Origin of the sequence: Roseibium sp. (assembly GCF_965276855.1) — a bacterium.
Lineage (GTDB): Bacteria > Pseudomonadota > Alphaproteobacteria > Rhizobiales > Stappiaceae > Roseibium.
Window position 1 is genome coordinate 3,147,501 of the sequence record NZ_OZ255700.1, and the last position, 17,661, is coordinate 3,165,161.

The following is a 17,661-nucleotide window of genomic DNA, read 5'->3' on the forward strand; positions in this document are numbered from 1 at the left end:
AAATAACCAAACTCGTTTTGAAGAGAGTATCCGTTTTGCGGTGATCGTGTGGATCATCGCCTGTTCTTGACATCGTTGAAGAGAAGATTTTTTGGACTTCTTTGAAGTGCACTATCGGCCATTGGCCTACTTGAGTGCTTTAAAGGGATCTACGATTAAGTAGGTAGTCAGGCCTGACCGCATGACTGTCGGAAAAATCTCGTGAAACTGGTCTTAATTATCAAGATCTGTTTGTGTTTGAGCCTTTGAAGGCTTGGGTTTTTACAAAGGGGCCCATGCTGGATCTGGTTTGAATCAAACGTATTTGTGCCGTTTGTTTTGGTGTTTGTTGAGTGTTTAACGCGCTCAAGTAATGCGAAGCATGGTAGCGCACAAATAAATGATCTTTTTAAGAGCCTTTGAGGCTCTTGAAAAAGATGAACATTGATAATGAGAGTGATCAAGTGTCTTAAGGGCATTCGGTGGATGCCTTGGCGACAAGAGGCGATGAAAGACGTGATACGCTGCGATAAGCTATGGGGAGCTGCGAATAAGCTTTGATCCATGGATTTCTGAATGGGGCAACCCACTCCGTATGGAGTACCCGCAAGGGAGCAAACCCGGGGAACTGAAACATCTAAGTACCCGGAGGAAAGGACATCAACCGAGACTCCGCTAGTAGTGGCGAGCGAACGCGGACCAGGCCAGTGGCTGTAGATTAAGAACTGGAACCGTCTGGAAAGTCGGGCCTTAGTGGGTGATAGCCCCGTACAGGTAGAAAGATCTATAGTCCTCGAGTAGGGCGGGACACGTGAAATCCTGTCTGAACGTGGGGGGACCACCCTCCAAGCCTAAGTACTCCTTGTCGACCGATAGCGAACAAGTACCGTGAGGGAAAGGTGAAAAGTACCCCGACGAGGGGAGTGAAACAGTTCCTGAAACCGGATGCCTACAAACAGTTGGAGGGCTTTGTGCCTGACAGCGTACCTTTTGTATAATGGGTCAGCGACTTAATTTAACGAGCAAGCTTAAGCCGGTAGGTGTAGGCGTAGCGAAAGCGAGTCTGAATAGGGCGTTTTAGTTCGTTGGATTAGACCCGAAACCGAGTGATCTAGCCATGGCCAGGTTGAAGGTGCGGTAACACGCACTGGAGGACCGAACCCACGCCTGTTGAAAAAGTCGGGGATGAGCTGTGGCTAGGGGTGAAAGGCCAATCAAACTCGGAAATAGCTGGTTCTCCGCGAAATCTATTTAGGTAGAGCGTCGGATGAATACTCTCGGGGGTAGAGCACTGGATGGGCTATGGGGGCTTACCGCCTTACTGATCCTAACCAAACTCCGAATACCGAGAAGTACTATCCGGCAGACACACAGTGGGTGCTAACGTCCATTGTGGAGAGGGAAACAACCCTGACCGCCAGTTAAGGTCCCTAAGTTATGGCTAAGTGGGAAAGGATGTAGAGATCCCAAAACAACCAGGATGTTGGCTTAGAAGCAGCCATCATTTAAAGAAAGCGTAACAGCTCACTGGTCTAAATAAGGGTCTCCGCGCCGAAAATGTACCGGGGCTCAAGCCATACACCGAAACTGCGGGTGTGCACTTTAAGTGCATGCGGTAGCGGAGCGTTCTGTAAGTCTGCGAAGGGAGACCCGTGAGGGCTCTTGGAGATATCAGAAGTGCGAATGCTGACATGAGTAACGATAAAGGGAGTGAGAGACTCCCTCGCCGAAAGTCCAAGGGTTCCTGCTCAACGCTAATCGGAGCAGGGTTAGTCGGCCCCTAAGGCGAGGCCGAAAGGCGTAGTCGATGGGAAACAGGTTAATATTCCTGTACTTGGTGGTAGTGACGGATGCCGTGTGTTGTATCTCCTTATTGGATTGGGGGTGCAGCGAAGGTGTTCCAGGAAATAGCTCCACCGTATAAACCGTACCCGAAACCGACACAGGTGGACTGGTAGAGTATACCAAGGCGCTTGAGAGAACTATGCTGAAGGAACTCGGCAAAATGCTCCCGTAAGTTCGCGAGAAGGGAGACCTGTACTTGGGCAACCAGGTATAGGTGGCACAGAAATGGGGGTGGCGACTGTTTATCAAAAACACAGGGCTCTGCGAAGTCGCAAGACGACGTATAGGGTCTGACGCCTGCCCGGTGCTGGAAGGTTAAGAGGAGGTGTGCAAGCACCGAATTGAAGCCCCAGTAAACGGCGGCCGTAACTATAACGGTCCTAAGGTAGCGAAATTCCTTGTCGGGTAAGTTCCGACCTGCACGAATGGCGTAACGACTTCCCCGCTGTCTCCAGCATAGACTCAGTGAAATTGAATTCCCCGTGAAGATGCGGGGTTCCTGCGGTCAGACGGAAAGACCCCGTGCACCTTTACTACAGCTTCACACTGGTATTCGTAATGACATGTGTAGGATAGGTGGTAGACGTTGAAGCCTTTGCGCCAGCAGAGGTGGAGTCATCCTTGAAATACCACCCTTGTCCTTATGGATATCTAACCGCGGCGCAACAACGTCCGGGACCGTGTGTGGCGGGTAGTTTGACTGGGGCGGTCGCCTCCCAAATGGTAACGGAGGCGCGCGAAGGTGGGCTCAGAGCGGTCGGAAATCGCTCGTTGAGTGCAATGGCATAAGCCTGCCTGACTGCGAGACTGACAAGTCGAGCAGAGTCGAAAGACGGCCATAGTGATCCGGTGGTCCCTCGTGGAAGGGCCATCGCTCAACGGATAAAAGGTACGCCGGGGATAACAGGCTGATGATGCCCAAGAGTCCATATCGACGGCATTGTTTGGCACCTCGATGTCGACTCATCACATCCTGGGGCTGGAGCAGGTCCCAAGGGTTTGGCTGTTCGCCAATTAAAGTGGTACGTGAGTTGGGTTCAGAACGTCGCGAGACAGTTCGGTCCCTATCTGCCGTGGGTGTAGGAGAATTGAGAGGATCTGTCCCTAGTACGAGAGGACCGGGATGGACGTACCTCTGGTGGACCTGTTGTGGCGCCAGCCGCATTGCAGGGTAGCTATGTACGGACGGGATAACCGCTGAAAGCATCTAAGCGGGAAACCCACCTCAAAACCAGTTCTCCCTGAAGAGCCGTGGAAGACCACCACGTCGATAGGAAGCGTGTGGAAGTGCAGCAATGCATGAAGCTTAGCTTTACTAATAGCTCGTTCGGCTTGATCCTCTCATTAGTCAATGTTCATCTTTACTTGTGCTACCGGCCTTCGGCCTACTTGAGCACGAGTTTTAAAAGCGCCAAAAGGCGCTTTGAAAAGATAAGTCTTAGTGCACTAACGGCCTTCGGCCTACTTGAGTGCGTTTTGACTTATCAAACGACCAGTTCTCATGGAAAAAGATCACGAACCAATAGGTTCGCAAGCGCAACGCGCGCCAGCCGGACAGGCTGCGCCGTCCGCAGGTCAGGGCGTCAGCCCGCTCAACCGTGAGGACCAAACAAATAAGACCAGTTTAGATTCTCAAGGGAAATGACGTCGAACCGAAAGGTTCGCAAGCACAAGCGTGCGCCGGCCGGTCAGGCCGCGTTCCCGCAGGCCAGCGCAGTCATGCGCGGTGCGGCCGTGAGGGCTAAACAACAAGACCAGTTTTACAATTTATCTGCCCTTCGCCGGCCTGGTGGCTCTAGCGGGGAGCCCCCACCCGATCCCATCCCGAACTCGGCCGTGAAACTCCCCAGCGCTAATGGTACTGCATCTTAAGGTGTGGGAGAGTAGGTCGCTGCCAGGCCTGCAAAGTGCAGATAAATACATCTTCAAAACGATAAAGCGCTCACGGTTGAGCGGGCCAAGAGGCCCTAACCTCCGCGAGGGCCCCCTGACCGGGTGGCGGCCACTTGGCCTTGCCTCAGCTGCGCTTCGGAACTAACGTCCCAAATCGGCGCAAAAACCCGGTCTTCTTGAATTACTGTGCCGTATCCACATGGAAACGGGACGCGCTCAAGCAGCCCGAAGGGCGATAGCGCAAATGAATAACGCGGGATGGAGCAGTCCGGTAGCTCGTCAGGCTCATAACCTGAAGGTCGTAGGTTCAAATCCTACTCCCGCAACCAAATACAAAAATGGCCGCCCAAAAGGGCGGCCTTTTGTGTATTCAGCCGCGGATATGGGGCACACCCTTAGCCAGCACCAGCACCAGCACCAGCACAGCTAGCAGGACTGCCCCAGACGCAAAAGGCAAAAAACACAAAGCCTCGCACGCGCGGGGCCACTTTCCTTTCGAAACCGATGATATCCAAACTCTTGTGCCAAATCCGCGCATAAATCCGCCGCGGTGAATTCCTAACCAAAACGAAGCCAAGGGCGCGGCCATTTGCATGAGGCGGCTGGGTGGTTTGAAAGTGGTTGTGACGTTACGGTAGTTTATCTCCTCTTATTTTATTCATTATGAAGTGAGGTCACATCTGGCGTACTTAGGAACTTGGCTTGATCATGGCAGATCGGATTTCGGCGATCGTCTCACTAAGGGTCGAACAAAACTCTTTTGCAACGATCGAAATCGGCCGGTGGGTCGGGGTGAGGATCGATATGTTGTTTTGGACCCGAGGCCGAAACGGCCTGAAGACAATGAGCGGTGGTCCAAAACCATGTCTGTAAATTTCTTGGGTCTTAAATGCTGTCACCATGTCGCAAATAAGCGCACAAAGTCCGGCTTCGACGAACTTCAAACCAGGTTTGGAAGTCTGTAGCTCAAATCTTTGATTTAATTGTATGCCTGTGTCGCGGAATCGGGCCAGTGTTTGCTTGTGGCTTCGATGTTCCGCATGCAGGAGCGCAAGCGGATAGCCATCGAGATCCGTGGGAGTGATCACTTCCTTGGACGCCAATGGGTCTGAAGAAGGGAGAGCGCACATGCACTCCAATTCGAAGTCTACCTGATCAAAAGAGCTTCTAACCTTAGGTGTTTCGGCAATGCCGATATCAAAGTGCTGGGCTGCTATTAACTCTTCGATTTCCGCGGAAGATTTGCTCGCAAGCGCGATATTCACTTTGGTTTTGTCGGTCAAAAAATTCGACAGAACATCGGGCAAAAAATCTTCCGCGACCTCCGGAATGCACGCGATGCGAAGTTGGCCTTGTTCCCGGTTTGCAAGGCCGCGCAAGGTCCGCTTGGAGAGTTCCAGACGTTTGAGGATTGCATCTGCTTCTTCAAGGAAGAAATCGGCCTCGGGTGTAGGAACAAGACGTCCTTGTTCCCTGACAAAAAGTTTGAGTTCGAGTTCGGTCTCCAGGCCTGATATCGTTGAACTGATGGCAGGTTGGGTTCGGCCAAGCGTTCGCGCGGCTTCGGATATTGATCCGCACCGCATGACTTCCCTAAAGGTCGCAAGTTGCCTGATTGAAAGGTTCATAGAGGCTCTATGTTACAATCCGCAAATTCCTTGACACTGTGGAACTGAATTTGACCATCGTCAACTGCTTGTCGTTGTTGGAATATTTCTGTTTGCAGAATATTCGTAGAGCCCATGTAAACATTCACAGTATGCATTGCGAAGCAAAGTAGGCCCTATTGAGCGGTTGTTTAAGTCAACGCCGCTTCAGCCGGTTTAAGTCATAGCTCTGCACGTCTTCAACGAGTTCGATGAAGGCTTTGGCCGCGTGGTCCAGTGATTTATGACCTTTTTCTGCGGTCGCCGCGGACGCGTTGCCCAAAGTGCCATCCGGATTTAGGTCTTGTGCTTTCCAGCCGAACTGAGCTTTTCCATGCCCTCTCAGATGCTTAAATTCCTTGAGGAATTTCTGCTGCTCTGATGCAAAATCCTGTGCAAGATCCATCCGCACCAGATCAGGCCGGAGTGCGAGCATAAGAGACGTTTCAATGTCACCGCCATGGATTCCGTAGATAAGTTCGTCCTCCGGAAAAAGACCTTCTGGCTGTCCAAAGCGGAGCCAGTTTGTTCCGAGCACAAACATGTTGTGTTTTATGCGCAATTCGCGGCTCACGATATCGATCACGGGAACATTGCCGCCATGGGAATTGATGATAACCAGTTTCCGTATTCCGGCGCGGGCGACAGATTCACCAATCTCGATCCAGCATTTGGTGATGGTGTCCCAGCTGAGCGTAAGTGTCCCGGAGTAATCGACATGTTCGTCCGACTTGCCAATGGTCTGTACTGGAAGGAATGTCATTGGGAGTTCATTGGGAGCCAGCTCTATCACTCGTTGGATTTGGCCTTCTGCGAGCGCGGTGTCCGTCGAGAGAGGCAAATGCGGCCCGTGCTGCTCAATGGCCGCCACAGGCAGGACTGCGATCCAGTCTTCGGTGCCGGCACTTTCGAAATCCTCTGTTGTCATCTCATGCCAGAAACGTTTGGGCAGCATTCTTGGTATCCTGATTCTACGTCCGATTATCTTGATACCCGAATTTCGCAAATCTGACGAAGGTGGGTGCCAAACTTTCCTCTCGAAGTTTTGATCGCAATTTCTTAATGCAAATTAACAAATTGGCGATGATTTTCGGCAATAAATGCTCCGATGATCGGCGCACTTTTATCCAATACGCCGGCGAACCTATTGAGAAGCAGCGGTGTCGCTGGCGATGCGGCGCCCGGTTCTGAGGGGACAGCCCAGAACCGGGACAGCTCCGCTGTGCGCGACAGTCAGGCGAGCCCAAGGGCTGTTGCCGTGCGGGCAGGAACAGCGCCCGTCTTAACGCCGCAAGCGATCCTTGCCTTGCAAGAAACCGATGAAACAGACGCCGCGGCACGTCGAAGATCACAAGCTGATCCGTCAGGCGACGGCCGCCAATCGTCTACAGAAAGTGATCAGCAACAAGCACAGCAGTCTGGCGAGGTGCAAAGCACTGTGGCAGCACAACCGGGTGGCACGCAATTGTCTGCCAACCCGGCGTCTTCCGCGGAAGATACTTCTCAACAGACAGAGACGGACGATGATGCAGATGGCGATGACCTGACCGAGGCAGAAGAAAAACAGGTTCAGGAACTAAAGCAACGGGACCGGGAAGTCCGAGCGCATGAGCAAGCTCATGCCCGGGTGGGTGGTGCCTATGCGAGTGCGCCGACCTACACGTTCCAGCAAGGTCCGGACGGCAAGCGCTATGCCGTTGGCGGTGAGGTCCAGATCGATACGTCGACAGAACGCACGCCTGAGGCAACGATCCGGAAAATGCGCGTGGTGATCAGTGCCGCCTTGGCTCCGGCCGAACCCTCCGGTCAGGACCTGAGGGTCGCACAACTGGCACGGTCACAATTGTCTGAGGCTCAGGCCGAGCTGCGTCAGCAAAAGCTGGAAGAGTTGCGCGGCGATGACACTGAAGAATCGTCAGAAGTTTCGGGTGCTGAGAACAGGTCTGTAGGCAGAACTGATCCTTCTGAGAATGGGACTGATGCGAATGAGGCGTCATCTTCAAGTGCTGCCGAATCCGGCGGTCAAGATGACGGTGGCAGTTCCTCGCGCAACAGGCCTGACACCAGCGCCATAGAGGCCTATCAAGCAGCTCTGGATCGGGTCAATGATTTGCAGCAAGCAGCGGGATCACTGTTTGCCTGAAGATACTTTCTTGAGCCGACGGTAATGCCAGCGCAACGCTAGAAAATCACACCGGCCGCAAGCCGGGCGGCCAACTCAAGACCATCTTCCGTGAGTGAGACAAGTCTCCGGCCTTTGCCAAATGGTGTTCGGTGAACGGCAAGATTGCGGTCGATCAATTTCGCGACGGCGTCTTCCACCTGGCTTCTTGAGATCCCGCAAGTTTTTCGCGCAGATCACGCTTGCGGGATGCAGAAGTTCAGACTGTCATTTGACGGTTAAATAACTTGGTTAGGTTTCCCCCGTTCAAGATGAACGATTTGAATGAATCTGCGTTCGGGGATCCCATAATGCCTTTCAACTACAAAAAGAGCATTACATTCCGGCTGTTACAGGCCGCCAAAGCACAGCGCGCCCGGTCGGGTGCGCATCTGATGCGGATTGGTTTGCATCCAGGGCAAGAGCTTGTTTTGAAGGTTTTGGCGGATGCCGACGGCCGGACGATGAGCCAGCTTGCTTTGGCCCTTGGGGTTCAGCCGCCGACGGTCACCAAAATGGTTACCCGGCTCTCCAGTCAGGGGTATGTCCGCCGTCAGGTGTCAGATTCAGACGGCCGCCTTGCACGTGTCTATCTGACAGAAACTGGCCGGGACCTGGTTGTCTCTGTCGATAAAGCCTGGAAGCGCTTGGAACGTGAGGCGATGGCGGGCATCGAAGACAAGGATCGTAAGAAACTGCGCAAGCTTTTGCGGCAGGTTGAAAAAAATCTGTCTGTCTCGGTTGATGATGACCCGGATCACGACGAAGATCTGGAACCCGACGAAGCGGACACATCGAGCAAAACCGATAAGGAGTTGACTGCCGCTTGATAGGGTGCGCTCAGCGCCACAATCTAAAACCAAGCGATTTTTAGCTGGTCAGCATTTTTGCGGCCAGACCGAGGACGGCCGTTGTTCCGATCACTGTGAACATTCCGCGCTTAGCCCAAAAAACAAGGACGGCGGCGGCAACGGCGATCAAAAAAAGGATCGTGTCTAAGCTGCCAGGGGTCGGTGCAATAACTGTCACGGGACCAATCGACGCGGTCTTTGTTTCAGTAAACAAGACATTGATTGCGAACCATACTGCAAGGTTCAAGACTGTGCCCGCAACGGCAGCAGTGATCGCTGACAGAGCGCTTGCCAAATACGCATTCCCATACAGCCGCTCCATCCAGGGGGCGCCGGCCAAAACGAACAAAAAGCTTGGCACAAACGTTACCCAGGTGGTCATTGCTGCTGCGAGTAACGCCATGGTTATCGGTGTGAGCGGTCCTGGGTTCTGCCAGCCTCCCAGGAACCCGACGAATTGCGTCACCAGAATGAGCGGGCCAGGAGTTGTTTCGGCAAGGCCGAGGCCGTCCAGCATTTGACCCGCAGTTAACCAGCCTTTTGTGTCAACAGCGACTTGGGCCATGTAACTGAGGAGGGCATAGGCTCCCCCAAAACTGACCACAGCAAGAGTTGCAAAGAACCCTGCAATATCAACGAGGACGGACTGGGGTGTCAGCAATAGAGCAGCCAGGAACGGCGGCGTCAGCCAAACAAATCCTCCGATTACGAGCGTCTTGAGCGTGTTGATGGCAGATGGATGAGTTTGCGATGTGTCTGCCGGCCGCTCTTTTTCTTCTTCCCGCTTGCCAAAGACAAGCCCGATCATTCCGGCCGATATGATGACCAATGGAAATGGGACCGCAAAGAAAAACAGGGCGCAAAACGAAAGACCGCAAAGTAGCCAGCTTAATCGGGTCTTTAGTGCCTTTGCGCCAATCCGGAACAACGCTTGCAGTACGATTGCCAGCACTCCGGCTTTGATGCCGTAGAACAGCGCGTTGATAATCTGGGTTTCGCCATATGCCGCATAGATGTAGCTCACCACAGCCATTGTGAGAGCTCCGGGCAGAATAAAGAGCAGGCCCGCGATCAGTCCGCCCAAAGTTTTGCCGGTCAACCAGCCGCAATAGGTCGCCAATTGCTGGGCTTCCGGACCGGGCAGAAGCATGCAGTAATTCAAGGCATGAAGAAAACGATCCTCGGAGAGCCATTTCCGCGTTTCGACAAACTCCTGGTGCATCACCGAGATTTGCGCCGCAGGGCCGCCAAAGGACAGAAGCCCAACTTTCGACGCGACTTTCGTCACCTCCATAAGAGACGGCAAGTTGTCATTGTGGTTTTCGTTGTTTTTGTTGGTGTCGGGACTGACTGACATGTGGGATCCGGTCACGCGCATTGGTGTTTCGGTTTCCTAGTGCGCATGTGTGACCCCAGCAAGACAGAATTCATTGTGCCAAAGATTACAAAACGCTCATTTGCAATTTTCTATAGTCGGCCCAAGTCAATAGCGAACGACTTGCATTCCAGGGAGAAAGAGATCGCAGTTATGTCCGGCCAGACACTCAACAATGACCGGGGCGCCAAACGGGCGGAGGATTTGCGCAAACGGTTCAACAAGGTCTCGACAGCTTCTTTGGGGCGCAACGGACCGCGAAATCCGTTTCGCATGGATCCAGGGCGACAGTCAGAAGCTTCCAGGTACAATCCTCCGAACAAAGCGTTGGGGTTTTGGCTTGTCGTTGCACTTTTGGTGATGGGTGCGGCGCTCTTTCTGTGATGCGCGCTCCGAAATGACGCTCAAAGCAAAAACGGAAAACCACCCTCGAGTTTGAGTAGTGCGATTTTTGTCTCCGTGCCGCCAGCGCCGGAATACCCGCCAAGACCGTTGGCAGATAGGATACGGTGGCATGGGATGATGACCGGGATCGGATTGGCGCCGCAGGCTTGACCGATCGGTTGCCCATAGGTGTCCAAGTCACGGGCCAGGTCGCCATATGTTCGGGTCTCGCCGTACGGGATCTCCAGCATGGCTTTGAATACGGCCTGGTGCAGATCACCGCCTTTGGGGCTCAGAGGCAAATCGAAGTTTTTCAAGTCTCCCTCCAAATAGGCTGACAACTGCCGGATTGTTTCTCGCAGAAGCGGCGTTTCCGCTTGGCTTGGCTCATCATTCCATTGTAGGTCGGTGATGGCGCCATCGGTTTCTGTCACGGTGAGGCAGCCCAGCCATGTTTCAATTCCTGCAACTGGCATCTTGTATCCTTGTGGCCCTGCACCTGTTTCCCTAAGCCGAGGCAGGGGTGTTATCTGCGTTTTGGTTGTCTTCAACGCCAACTGCAGCATTCTAAAAAGGTCAACTGGCGATGTCTGCAGTCTCGGGTCAAGGACAAAATGATGGCAGCAGTGGCGCCAATACCACGGCTCCAATTGCCGGGATCGGGCTGATCATTCTTGCTTGCCTGTGTTTCTCCGTTCTGGATGCGACCGCAAAGTACCTGTCCGCAAGTCTGCCAACTCTTCAAATTGTTTGGGTGCGGTTTGTCAGCCACGTGGTTCTCGCCCTGGTTCTGTTTCAGGTTTGGAAGTCACCGCAGTATTTGCGCACAGACCGCTGGGGGCTCCAAATCGTGCGTGCCTTCTGTTTGTTAGGGACGACGATCTTTAATTTCTTGGCGGTTCGCTATCTGCAGCTTGCCGAAACGATGTCAATCATGTTCGCAGCACCGTTTGTCATTACCGCTCTCGCCGGGCCGTTTCTTGGGGAGTGGGCAGGAATCCGGCGGTGGGCTGCCATTGTTGTAGGGTTCATTGGTGTACTCGTGGTGACACGCCCGGGGCTTGGAGGGCTCCATTGGGCCGTCTTCTATTCACTGGCCGCGATGACGTTTTATGCCGTTTATGCGCTCCTTACCCGGAAATTGGCTGCGACCGACAGTTCCGCCGGAATGCTGATCATTTCAGGTGTCGTTGCTGCGGTTGCGATGGCGCCGGTGGGCATTTCTGTGTGGCAAGCCCCCAATGGGCTTTGGGAGTGGACCTTGCTGGTTGCGACCGGTGCACTTGGCGGCGGAGGTCACTTTCTCTTCATTCTTGCACACCGTATGGCCCCAGCCCCTGTCCTTGCGCCCCTGATTTATGTTCAGATCGTTTGGATGATTATTCTTGGCTATCTGATTTTTGACGATGTTCCAACCGTGACGACGATCCTGGGAGCGTCGATTGTTGTCGCTTCCGGGCTTTACATCCTCTACCGGGAGCAAGTGAAGGCATCCTAGCCGCAATTCCGGTGCCTCCCCTGTTGACCCTGCGCTGGAGTTGACGGCTTAATAATCCCAGATGTGAAATGTCAGGTCTCAATTGGCTCTATTGCCTGGGAGGATCGGGATGGAATTTGATCGCCGGACGCTGCTGAAGGGTGCAACGGTTGTTGCCGGAAGCATGGCATTGCCCACAGCCGCGCGCGCAAGTGCTGCAGCCAATGCCTATTTTACCGGATACCAGGATGACAACGGGTATCGGTATCGCCGCACCAACTTCAAGAAGATTGATCCGGTCTGGCACCGTCAGATGGTCAAGTACTTCAGTCCGGAGCCTCCTGGCACGGTGGTGATCGATACAAACAACCATTTCCTTTATTGGGTCTGGGAAAACAATACTGCGCTCCGTTACGGGGTCGGTGTTGGCCGGGAAGGGTTCAAATGGTATGGACGCGCCCGTATTGACCGGAAGGCCTTGTGGCCGCGCTGGGTACCGCCACCCGAAATGCTGAAACGCCAGCCTGAACTGCCGCGCAAAGTAGAAGGCGGGGCGGCCAACAATCCCCTCGGTCCGCGGGCGCTTTATCTTTATCGTGACGGCGTTGATCTTGGATACCGTTTGCACAGCACCTTGGAGCCCTGGAGCATTGGTCATGATGTGTCGAGTGGCTGTATCCGTATGTTCCCGGAGGACGTGATCGATCTCTACCAGCGCTGTCCTAAGGGAACAGGTGTGCTGGTGCTGGAACATCTTGGGGCAAATGCCGGTTGAACCCGGTCATAAATGAAAAAACTATTGGGGGCGTTTTTGACTATTCGATTTGGCCGTACGACAGGCGGCATCTGTTTGGCTGTCGTTCTTGGCCTAGGGCTTGCCAGCTGCAATACGGCTTCTAACCTTGCTTCTCCGAACGTGACGAATGCTCCGGCGGCTGGTTTTGCCGAAATCCGTCCAGGATCTGAAGAAGAGTTCATCATCAATGTGGGCAGAAGGATCTATTTCGACAGAGGATCGGCGACGATCTCTGATGAAGCGAAAATGACCCTCGATAACCAGGCAAAATGGTTGAAGCAGAACAAGTCCTGGTTGGTGAAAGTACAGGGCCATGCCGATGATCCGGGCAGTGAAGCGGCCCAAAAAACATTGTCGACACAAAGGGCCACAGCGGTTTACAACGCGCTTGTTGCACGGGGTGTCGATGCCAAACGCATGTGGACCAAGGGTTATGGCGTGGAGCGTCCCGTAACCGATTGCGATGCGGTGACCTGTCAGTCGCAAAACCGCCGCGTCGTCGTGAATTTGCGAGAAGAATTCGACGCTTCCGCTCCCCAAAGTAACTGATCAGAGGATTGTTACGCGGTATCGTTCCAGCTGGCGCAGTGTTCCAAACTGCCGCCCGCTGCAACCGAACTTTGAGTGTACGGCATGCCCGACAGTGAAAATAACAAGTCCCGCGCACCGGAAGGGACGCAAAAACCCGGAAAACGCCTGACTCTTGGTCATATTGCCGACCAACTCGGGATCTCGACAGCGACAGTCTCTTTGGCCTTGCGGGACAGTCCGCTGGTTGCTGAAGAAACCCGGGAAAAGGTCAAGCAGACAGCTGAAGAGATCGGGTACATCTACAACCGGTCTGCGGCCTCGCTACGGACCTCGAGAAGCCAGATTGTCGGGGTGGCGGTCCATGACATCTTGAACCCGTTCTTTGCCGAAGTGTTCTCGGCTCTTGAGGATGTTCTGGAAGAGCAGGGGCAGATGATCTTCATCTGCAATCACAGGGACGACGTGAAGCGTCAAAAGGCATTTGTGAACACGCTGCTTCAACACCGTGCCGACGGTCTGATCCTGTGTCCCTCGGTTGGAACCTCAGCTGAGGAAATAAATCGCCTGGTCGATCAGGGCATTCCAGTCACGCTCGTTGCGCGGGAAGTGCCCGGGGTCTGGGCTCCCTGTGTCCGTGGCGACGATGAAGCCGGCATGTACCAGATCACAAAGCACCTGATTGATCAGGGGCACCGGCAAATTGCGATGCTGGGTGGACGCCGTGACAGCTCCACCGGGAGGTTCAGGCACACAGGCTGGCGGAAGGCCATGCTCGACGCCGGACTGGACCCGGATGCGCAAGTCGATATGCCTGAACTGATGACCCAAGCCGATGGCCGGTCGGCCGCTCCGGCGATTTTGGGAGCTGCTGACAGGCCGACAGCGGCAGTTTGTTTCAATGATCTGGTGGCCTTTGGCATGATGACCACGTTGCGGCGGGCCGGTGTCGAACCTGGACCGGAAATGGCGATCACCGGATATGACGACATTGATGGCGCCGATGCCCGCACACCGGCCCTGACGACCGTCGGCGCCCAGCCTGACAAGATCGGCCGGCTGGCAGCATTGACACTGCTCCGGCAAATCGCGGGTGATCGTGTTCCGAACACACCGATCGTCATCGAACCCCAACTGCGGGTTCGCGAAAGCTCGCCGCCGCCGGGAGTGCGTCTGGCGCCGCAGCTCCCTGATTGACATCAAGCATCAAAATGGGAGCCGAGCCCTTTGCTTAACCGGCAACGTCCGGCTCCAGTTCCGGCGTGAACTCGACGCAGCGGTTCCTGCCAGTTTCTTTTGCGGTGTAAAGGGCGGTGTCGGCGCGCTGCATGAGTGTTGAAAACTCAACGTCTTCACGCGCGATCGATGCAAGCCCCATGCTGCAGGTGATCGTCTGATCGACATTATCGAACTGACAATCGTTGACGATTTTTTCCCGCAGCCGCTGTGACACCAGCATGGCATCTTCCATGGTGGTGTTGTGCAGGATCATGCAGAACTCTTCGCCGCCCACGCGTCCGAAGACGTCCACTGCCCGCAGCGCTCCGCTGACGATGCTGGTGAACTTTTTCAACACCTCGTCACCGACCGCATGGCCGCATCGGTCATTGATCCGCTTGAAGTTGTCGATATCGATCATCACCGCCGTGAAGGGGCGTTTTGTCCGGCGGTAACGGGCCACTTCCGTGTTCGCTGCCTCCAGGAAAGCACGGCGGTTCATGATGCCGGTCAGATCGTCGATGCTCGCAATGCGCTCCAGATTGATCTTGGCTTGCATAAGTGCCTTGTGCGCACGGTCGCGGGCGATCTCATGACCGACCCAATCTGCGAATTGCCGGACAATCTGAACATCGGCCTCAGTGAAGGGACGTCTCCTGACCTCTTCGGAAGTGAAATTGATGGTTCCGTAAACTTCGCCATCCACCAGGAGAGGCGCGCCGATATAGGTTTCCAGACCGAAAACCCGATAACACGGATGTTTTGCGAACTCCGATTTTGAGGCCTCTGCGGTTGCGATCGGACCGTCGGCTTCCAGCGTTAGCGTGCAGTAGGTGTCCTCAAGTGGGAAGGACGACCCCGGCTCGACGACACAGCCTGGGCTGTGCGCATGGCTGATGGAATAGCGGTCGTCAATCACGTGACTGATGATCCCGCACGGCAGGTCAAGATGCTCGCAACCGAGTCGCAAAATCTCCGCGATCTTGTCTTCGTAGGTAAGCTCGTTGGTCGACGTGATCGCATAGAGTTCAGCCAGCGTGCGTTCCGTCTTTTTCTTGTCCGTGATGTCGACAATCATGACCACGAGGCCTGAGACCTCTCCTACCTCATCAAACCGGGGTGTTGCCTCGAATTGGCATTCGCGGGAAATGCCGTCCGGGAAGTGAAAAGGGATTTCTGCAGCGGACTTCTCGCCGGCGTAGGCTTTCTGGAATACTTGGCGAACCTGCTCGCGTTCTTTCCATGGGAGGCGTTCGCGCAGCCGGGTCCCAACAAGTTCTTCCGGCGTTCCATTGAACCATTCGCAACCGATCTTGTTGATGAAGACGCACCGGCCTTCAAGATCAACCTCGGTAATGGAGCAGGAAACGTTGTCGGCAATCAGGGAGAGGTTCCTGTAAGCGGCTTCGGCCTGAGCTTTAGCCGTTTTCATCTCCGTGATATCCGCCCGGATACCTGCGGTCCGGCCGCTCCGGGTTTTGGTCTCCGAAATACGAAGCCACCGGCCATCCGCCAGGGATTGTTCAATCACTTTGCCGTCGGCGGCTCTGTGGTTGGTCAGGCGATCCTCGAGCCATTCTTCTTTGGTCAGGCCTTTGGTGTCGTATTGATCCCGATCGAGACCATATCTCAGGATAGACTCAAATGAGTTGCCTGGTTTCATAGCGGGCGCCGAAGGCGCGTAGATTTCGCGGTAGGTGTTGTTGCAGACGACAAGAATGTCATCCGTGTCGTAGATCGCAAATCCTTCAGAAATCGCATCCAATGCGTCATCGAGAGTCTCGGCGATGTTTTTGGCTCGTTTCTCCAGCGCGATCTGTTCTGTTTTGTCCCTTGAGATGAACAGGATGCCGGTGAGTTCATGGTCGGCGTCAAACAGGGGCGCGCTCACGACCTCAAGCGGGACGATAGTTCCATCGCCAGTTCTAATGTCGAAAGTATAGGCTTTCCGGTGCCGCTGGTCGGTCGGCGTATCGTAGATCTCGCCGAGGTTTTCGAAATGCTTTTTGTCTGCGAAAAAGCGCTCGGTTGTTGTTCCTATAAGATCTTGCCGATCAACCTTGAGCAGGTTTTCCATCGCCTTGTTGACGAAAATGATTGTGCGGTCCCGTTGCGTGACCAGAACACATTCATGAAGCTCTTCAAAAGATTGCTCCAGATCCAAGGCAATATTTGTCGCCATCTCGTTTCCCACCATCGCGCCTATTTTAGCTTGAACGGCATTGAACGGCCTAAAGGTTTAATAAAACAATACGTAACAGAATTCGAATTTCCTTAAGGTAAATTATGTCTTATGCAGAAGTCTATTGAGTGAGGTGTTGGTAAATACTTGGATTTTTTGACCGGATAGAAAAATTTCCATCCTGTTTAGCGCTCTTTGGATGTTTTCGGACGAGTTTGCATAACTAAGACGGATGTAACCTTCGCCGAGAACGCCAAAATCCGGTCCTCCGATCACCGCAACGCCAGCTTCTTCCAGGAGTGCTGACGCCAGTTTTTTGGCCTGCCATCCGGTCTGTTTGATGTTCGGATAGGCATAGAATGCGCCGAGCGGTGTTTTGCAGGAAATCCCTTCTATTGCGTTCAAACCCTCAACGACGATTGTCCGGCGCTGATCAAACTCTCGAACCATCGCATGAACGGCGTCTTGTGGACCAGTCAGCGCGGCAAGTGCAGCATATTGGGCAGGGGCGTTGACGCAGGACCAGGCGTTGACCGCAAGCTTGCGTGCTTTGTCGATCAGCTGATCCGGCCACAAGGAAAACCCGAGCCGCCATCCGGTCATGGCATAGGTTTTCGACCAGCCGTCCAGCAAAATAAGGCGGTCCCGGATTTCCGGAAACGACAGCAACGACACATGCTCCATGCCGTCATATGTCATTTGAGAGTAGATCTCGTCAGAAAGAATGGCTGCCTCTGGAAAGGCAGCCAGACCTTTGACCAGGGTTTCGATTTCCGATCTCGGCGTGACACCACCGGTTGGATTTGCCGGCGAATTCAGGATGAGAAGACGGGACTTGTCCGTCATCAGCGACAAGGTTTCTTCAGCGGAAAACGCAAAATTGTTTTCTTCGCGAATGGGCACTGGAACCGGTCGGGCGCCCGTGAACTCTATCATCGACCGATAAATCGGAAAGCCTGGATCCGGGTAAAGAATATCCACGCCGGGTTCGCCAAACATCAAGATCGCCATGAACATGGTGACCTTCCCGCCTGGCACGATGACGACATTGTCCGGATTGCTGTCGACGTTGTGACGCTTGTGAAGATCTGCCGATACCGCTTCGCGCAACGGTGCGACGCCGGTCGCCGGTGTGTAACCGTGATGACCATCCCGGAGGGCCTTAATGGCCGCTTCCACGATGTGGTCCGGCGTTTGGAAATCCGGCTGACCGATTCCAAGATTGATGATGTCATGCCCTTCGGCCGCCAGCTGCGTGGCGCGCGCAAGAACCGCAAATGCATTTTCTTCGCCAATCCGATCGAATCCAGAAATGGTTTTCATGAC

The 17,661-nt window shown here is 54.1% G+C and carries 14 protein-coding genes, 1 tRNA gene and 2 rRNA genes; 10 read left to right on the forward strand and 7 right to left on the reverse strand.

Features of this window, described 5'->3' with window-relative positions; genetic code table 11:
* The first annotated feature begins 437 nt into the window (after window positions 1-437).
* The 3 genes from ACQY4Z_RS14590 (at window position 438) to ACQY4Z_RS14600 (ending at window position 4,046) form a co-directional block, all read left to right on the forward strand.
* Window positions 438-3,164 (forward strand): 23S ribosomal RNA (locus ACQY4Z_RS14590).
* A 445-nt stretch (window positions 3,165-3,609) separates the two neighbouring features.
* Window positions 3,610-3,724, forward strand: a 5S ribosomal RNA gene (gene rrf / locus ACQY4Z_RS14595).
* Between the two features lie 245 nt (window positions 3,725-3,969).
* Window positions 3,970-4,046, forward strand: a tRNA-Met gene (locus ACQY4Z_RS14600).
* Window positions 4,047-4,406: 360 nt separating this feature from the next.
* Here the strand turns inward: ACQY4Z_RS14600 and ACQY4Z_RS14605 are convergent.
* Window positions 4,407-5,345, reverse strand: a complete 939-nt coding sequence (locus ACQY4Z_RS14605; RefSeq protein WP_428522415.1) for a LysR family transcriptional regulator — start codon at window positions 5,343-5,345, stop codon at window positions 4,407-4,409.
* 175 nt (window positions 5,346-5,520) lie between these two features.
* Complete coding sequence (locus tag ACQY4Z_RS14610; protein WP_428522417.1) at window positions 5,521-6,318, reverse strand: creatininase family protein; 798 nt, start codon at window positions 6,316-6,318, stop codon at window positions 5,521-5,523.
* 153 nt (window positions 6,319-6,471) lie between these two features.
* On the opposite strand from ACQY4Z_RS14610, the gene ACQY4Z_RS14615 reads away from it, so the two are divergent.
* Window positions 6,472-7,506, forward strand: coding sequence for a putative metalloprotease CJM1_0395 family protein (locus tag ACQY4Z_RS14615; RefSeq protein WP_428522419.1), 1,035 nt, complete (start codon window positions 6,472-6,474; stop codon window positions 7,504-7,506).
* A 38-nt stretch (window positions 7,507-7,544) separates the two neighbouring features.
* Here the strand turns inward: ACQY4Z_RS14615 and ACQY4Z_RS14620 are convergent, their stop codons facing one another.
* Window positions 7,545-7,685, reverse strand: a complete 141-nt coding sequence (locus ACQY4Z_RS14620; RefSeq protein WP_428522421.1) for a hypothetical protein — start codon at window positions 7,683-7,685, stop codon at window positions 7,545-7,547.
* A 150-nt stretch (window positions 7,686-7,835) separates the two neighbouring features.
* On the opposite strand from ACQY4Z_RS14620, the gene ACQY4Z_RS14625 reads away from it, so the two are divergent.
* Window positions 7,836-8,354 carry a MarR family winged helix-turn-helix transcriptional regulator gene (locus ACQY4Z_RS14625; protein WP_428522423.1) on the forward strand — a complete coding sequence of 173 codons (519 nt, stop codon included), beginning with the start codon at window positions 7,836-7,838 and terminating at the stop codon, window positions 8,352-8,354.
* Between the two features lie 40 nt (window positions 8,355-8,394).
* On the opposite strand, the gene chrA is transcribed toward ACQY4Z_RS14625, so the two are convergent.
* Window positions 8,395-9,732: a chromate efflux transporter gene (chrA, locus tag ACQY4Z_RS14630; protein WP_428522425.1), complete on the reverse strand. Its 1,338-nt coding sequence runs from the start codon at window positions 9,730-9,732 to the stop codon at window positions 8,395-8,397.
* A gap of 171 nt (window positions 9,733-9,903) precedes the next feature.
* On the opposite strand from chrA, the gene ACQY4Z_RS14635 reads away from it, so the two are divergent.
* On the forward strand, window positions 9,904-10,134 hold the full coding sequence (locus tag ACQY4Z_RS14635) for a hypothetical protein (RefSeq protein ID WP_428522427.1): 231 nt from the start codon (window positions 9,904-9,906) through the stop codon (window positions 10,132-10,134).
* A gap of 20 nt (window positions 10,135-10,154) precedes the next feature.
* On the opposite strand, the gene ACQY4Z_RS14640 is transcribed toward ACQY4Z_RS14635, so the two are convergent.
* Entirely contained in the window at window positions 10,155-10,610 is a 456-nt protein-coding gene (locus ACQY4Z_RS14640) for a methylated-DNA--[protein]-cysteine S-methyltransferase (RefSeq protein WP_428522429.1), read from the reverse strand.
* A 110-nt stretch (window positions 10,611-10,720) separates the two neighbouring features.
* On the opposite strand from ACQY4Z_RS14640, the gene ACQY4Z_RS14645 reads away from it, so the two are divergent.
* The 4 genes from ACQY4Z_RS14645 to ACQY4Z_RS14660 all read left to right on the forward strand — a co-directional run bounded on the left by ACQY4Z_RS14645 (window position 10,721) and on the right by ACQY4Z_RS14660 (window position 14,132).
* Window positions 10,721-11,632, forward strand: coding sequence for a DMT family transporter (locus tag ACQY4Z_RS14645; RefSeq protein ID WP_428522431.1), 912 nt, complete (start codon window positions 10,721-10,723; stop codon window positions 11,630-11,632).
* 163 nt (window positions 11,633-11,795) lie between these two features.
* A complete protein-coding gene (locus tag ACQY4Z_RS14650; protein ID WP_306147884.1) occupies window positions 11,796-12,386 on the forward strand; it encodes a L,D-transpeptidase in 591 nt (196 codons plus the stop codon).
* 42 nt (window positions 12,387-12,428) lie between these two features.
* Window positions 12,429-12,956: an OmpA family protein gene (locus ACQY4Z_RS14655; protein ID WP_428529567.1), complete on the forward strand. Its 528-nt coding sequence runs from the start codon at window positions 12,429-12,431 to the stop codon at window positions 12,954-12,956.
* Window positions 12,957-13,040: 84 nt separating this feature from the next.
* Window positions 13,041-14,132, forward strand: a complete 1,092-nt coding sequence (locus ACQY4Z_RS14660; protein WP_428522433.1) for a LacI family DNA-binding transcriptional regulator — start codon at window positions 13,041-13,043, stop codon at window positions 14,130-14,132.
* Between the two features lie 34 nt (window positions 14,133-14,166).
* Here ACQY4Z_RS14660 and ACQY4Z_RS14665 read toward each other — a convergent pair whose 3' ends face one another.
* Window positions 14,167-16,335 carry a diguanylate cyclase gene (locus ACQY4Z_RS14665; RefSeq protein WP_428522435.1) on the reverse strand — a complete coding sequence of 723 codons (2,169 nt, stop codon included), beginning with the start codon at window positions 16,333-16,335 and terminating at the stop codon, window positions 14,167-14,169.
* 102 nt (window positions 16,336-16,437) lie between these two features.
* The gene (locus ACQY4Z_RS14670) at window positions 16,438-17,658 is read right to left on the reverse strand and encodes a pyridoxal phosphate-dependent aminotransferase (protein WP_428522437.1); all 1,221 of its coding nucleotides are present in this window, start codon (window positions 17,656-17,658) and stop codon (window positions 16,438-16,440) included.
* Between the last annotated feature and the right edge of the window lie 3 nt (window positions 17,659-17,661).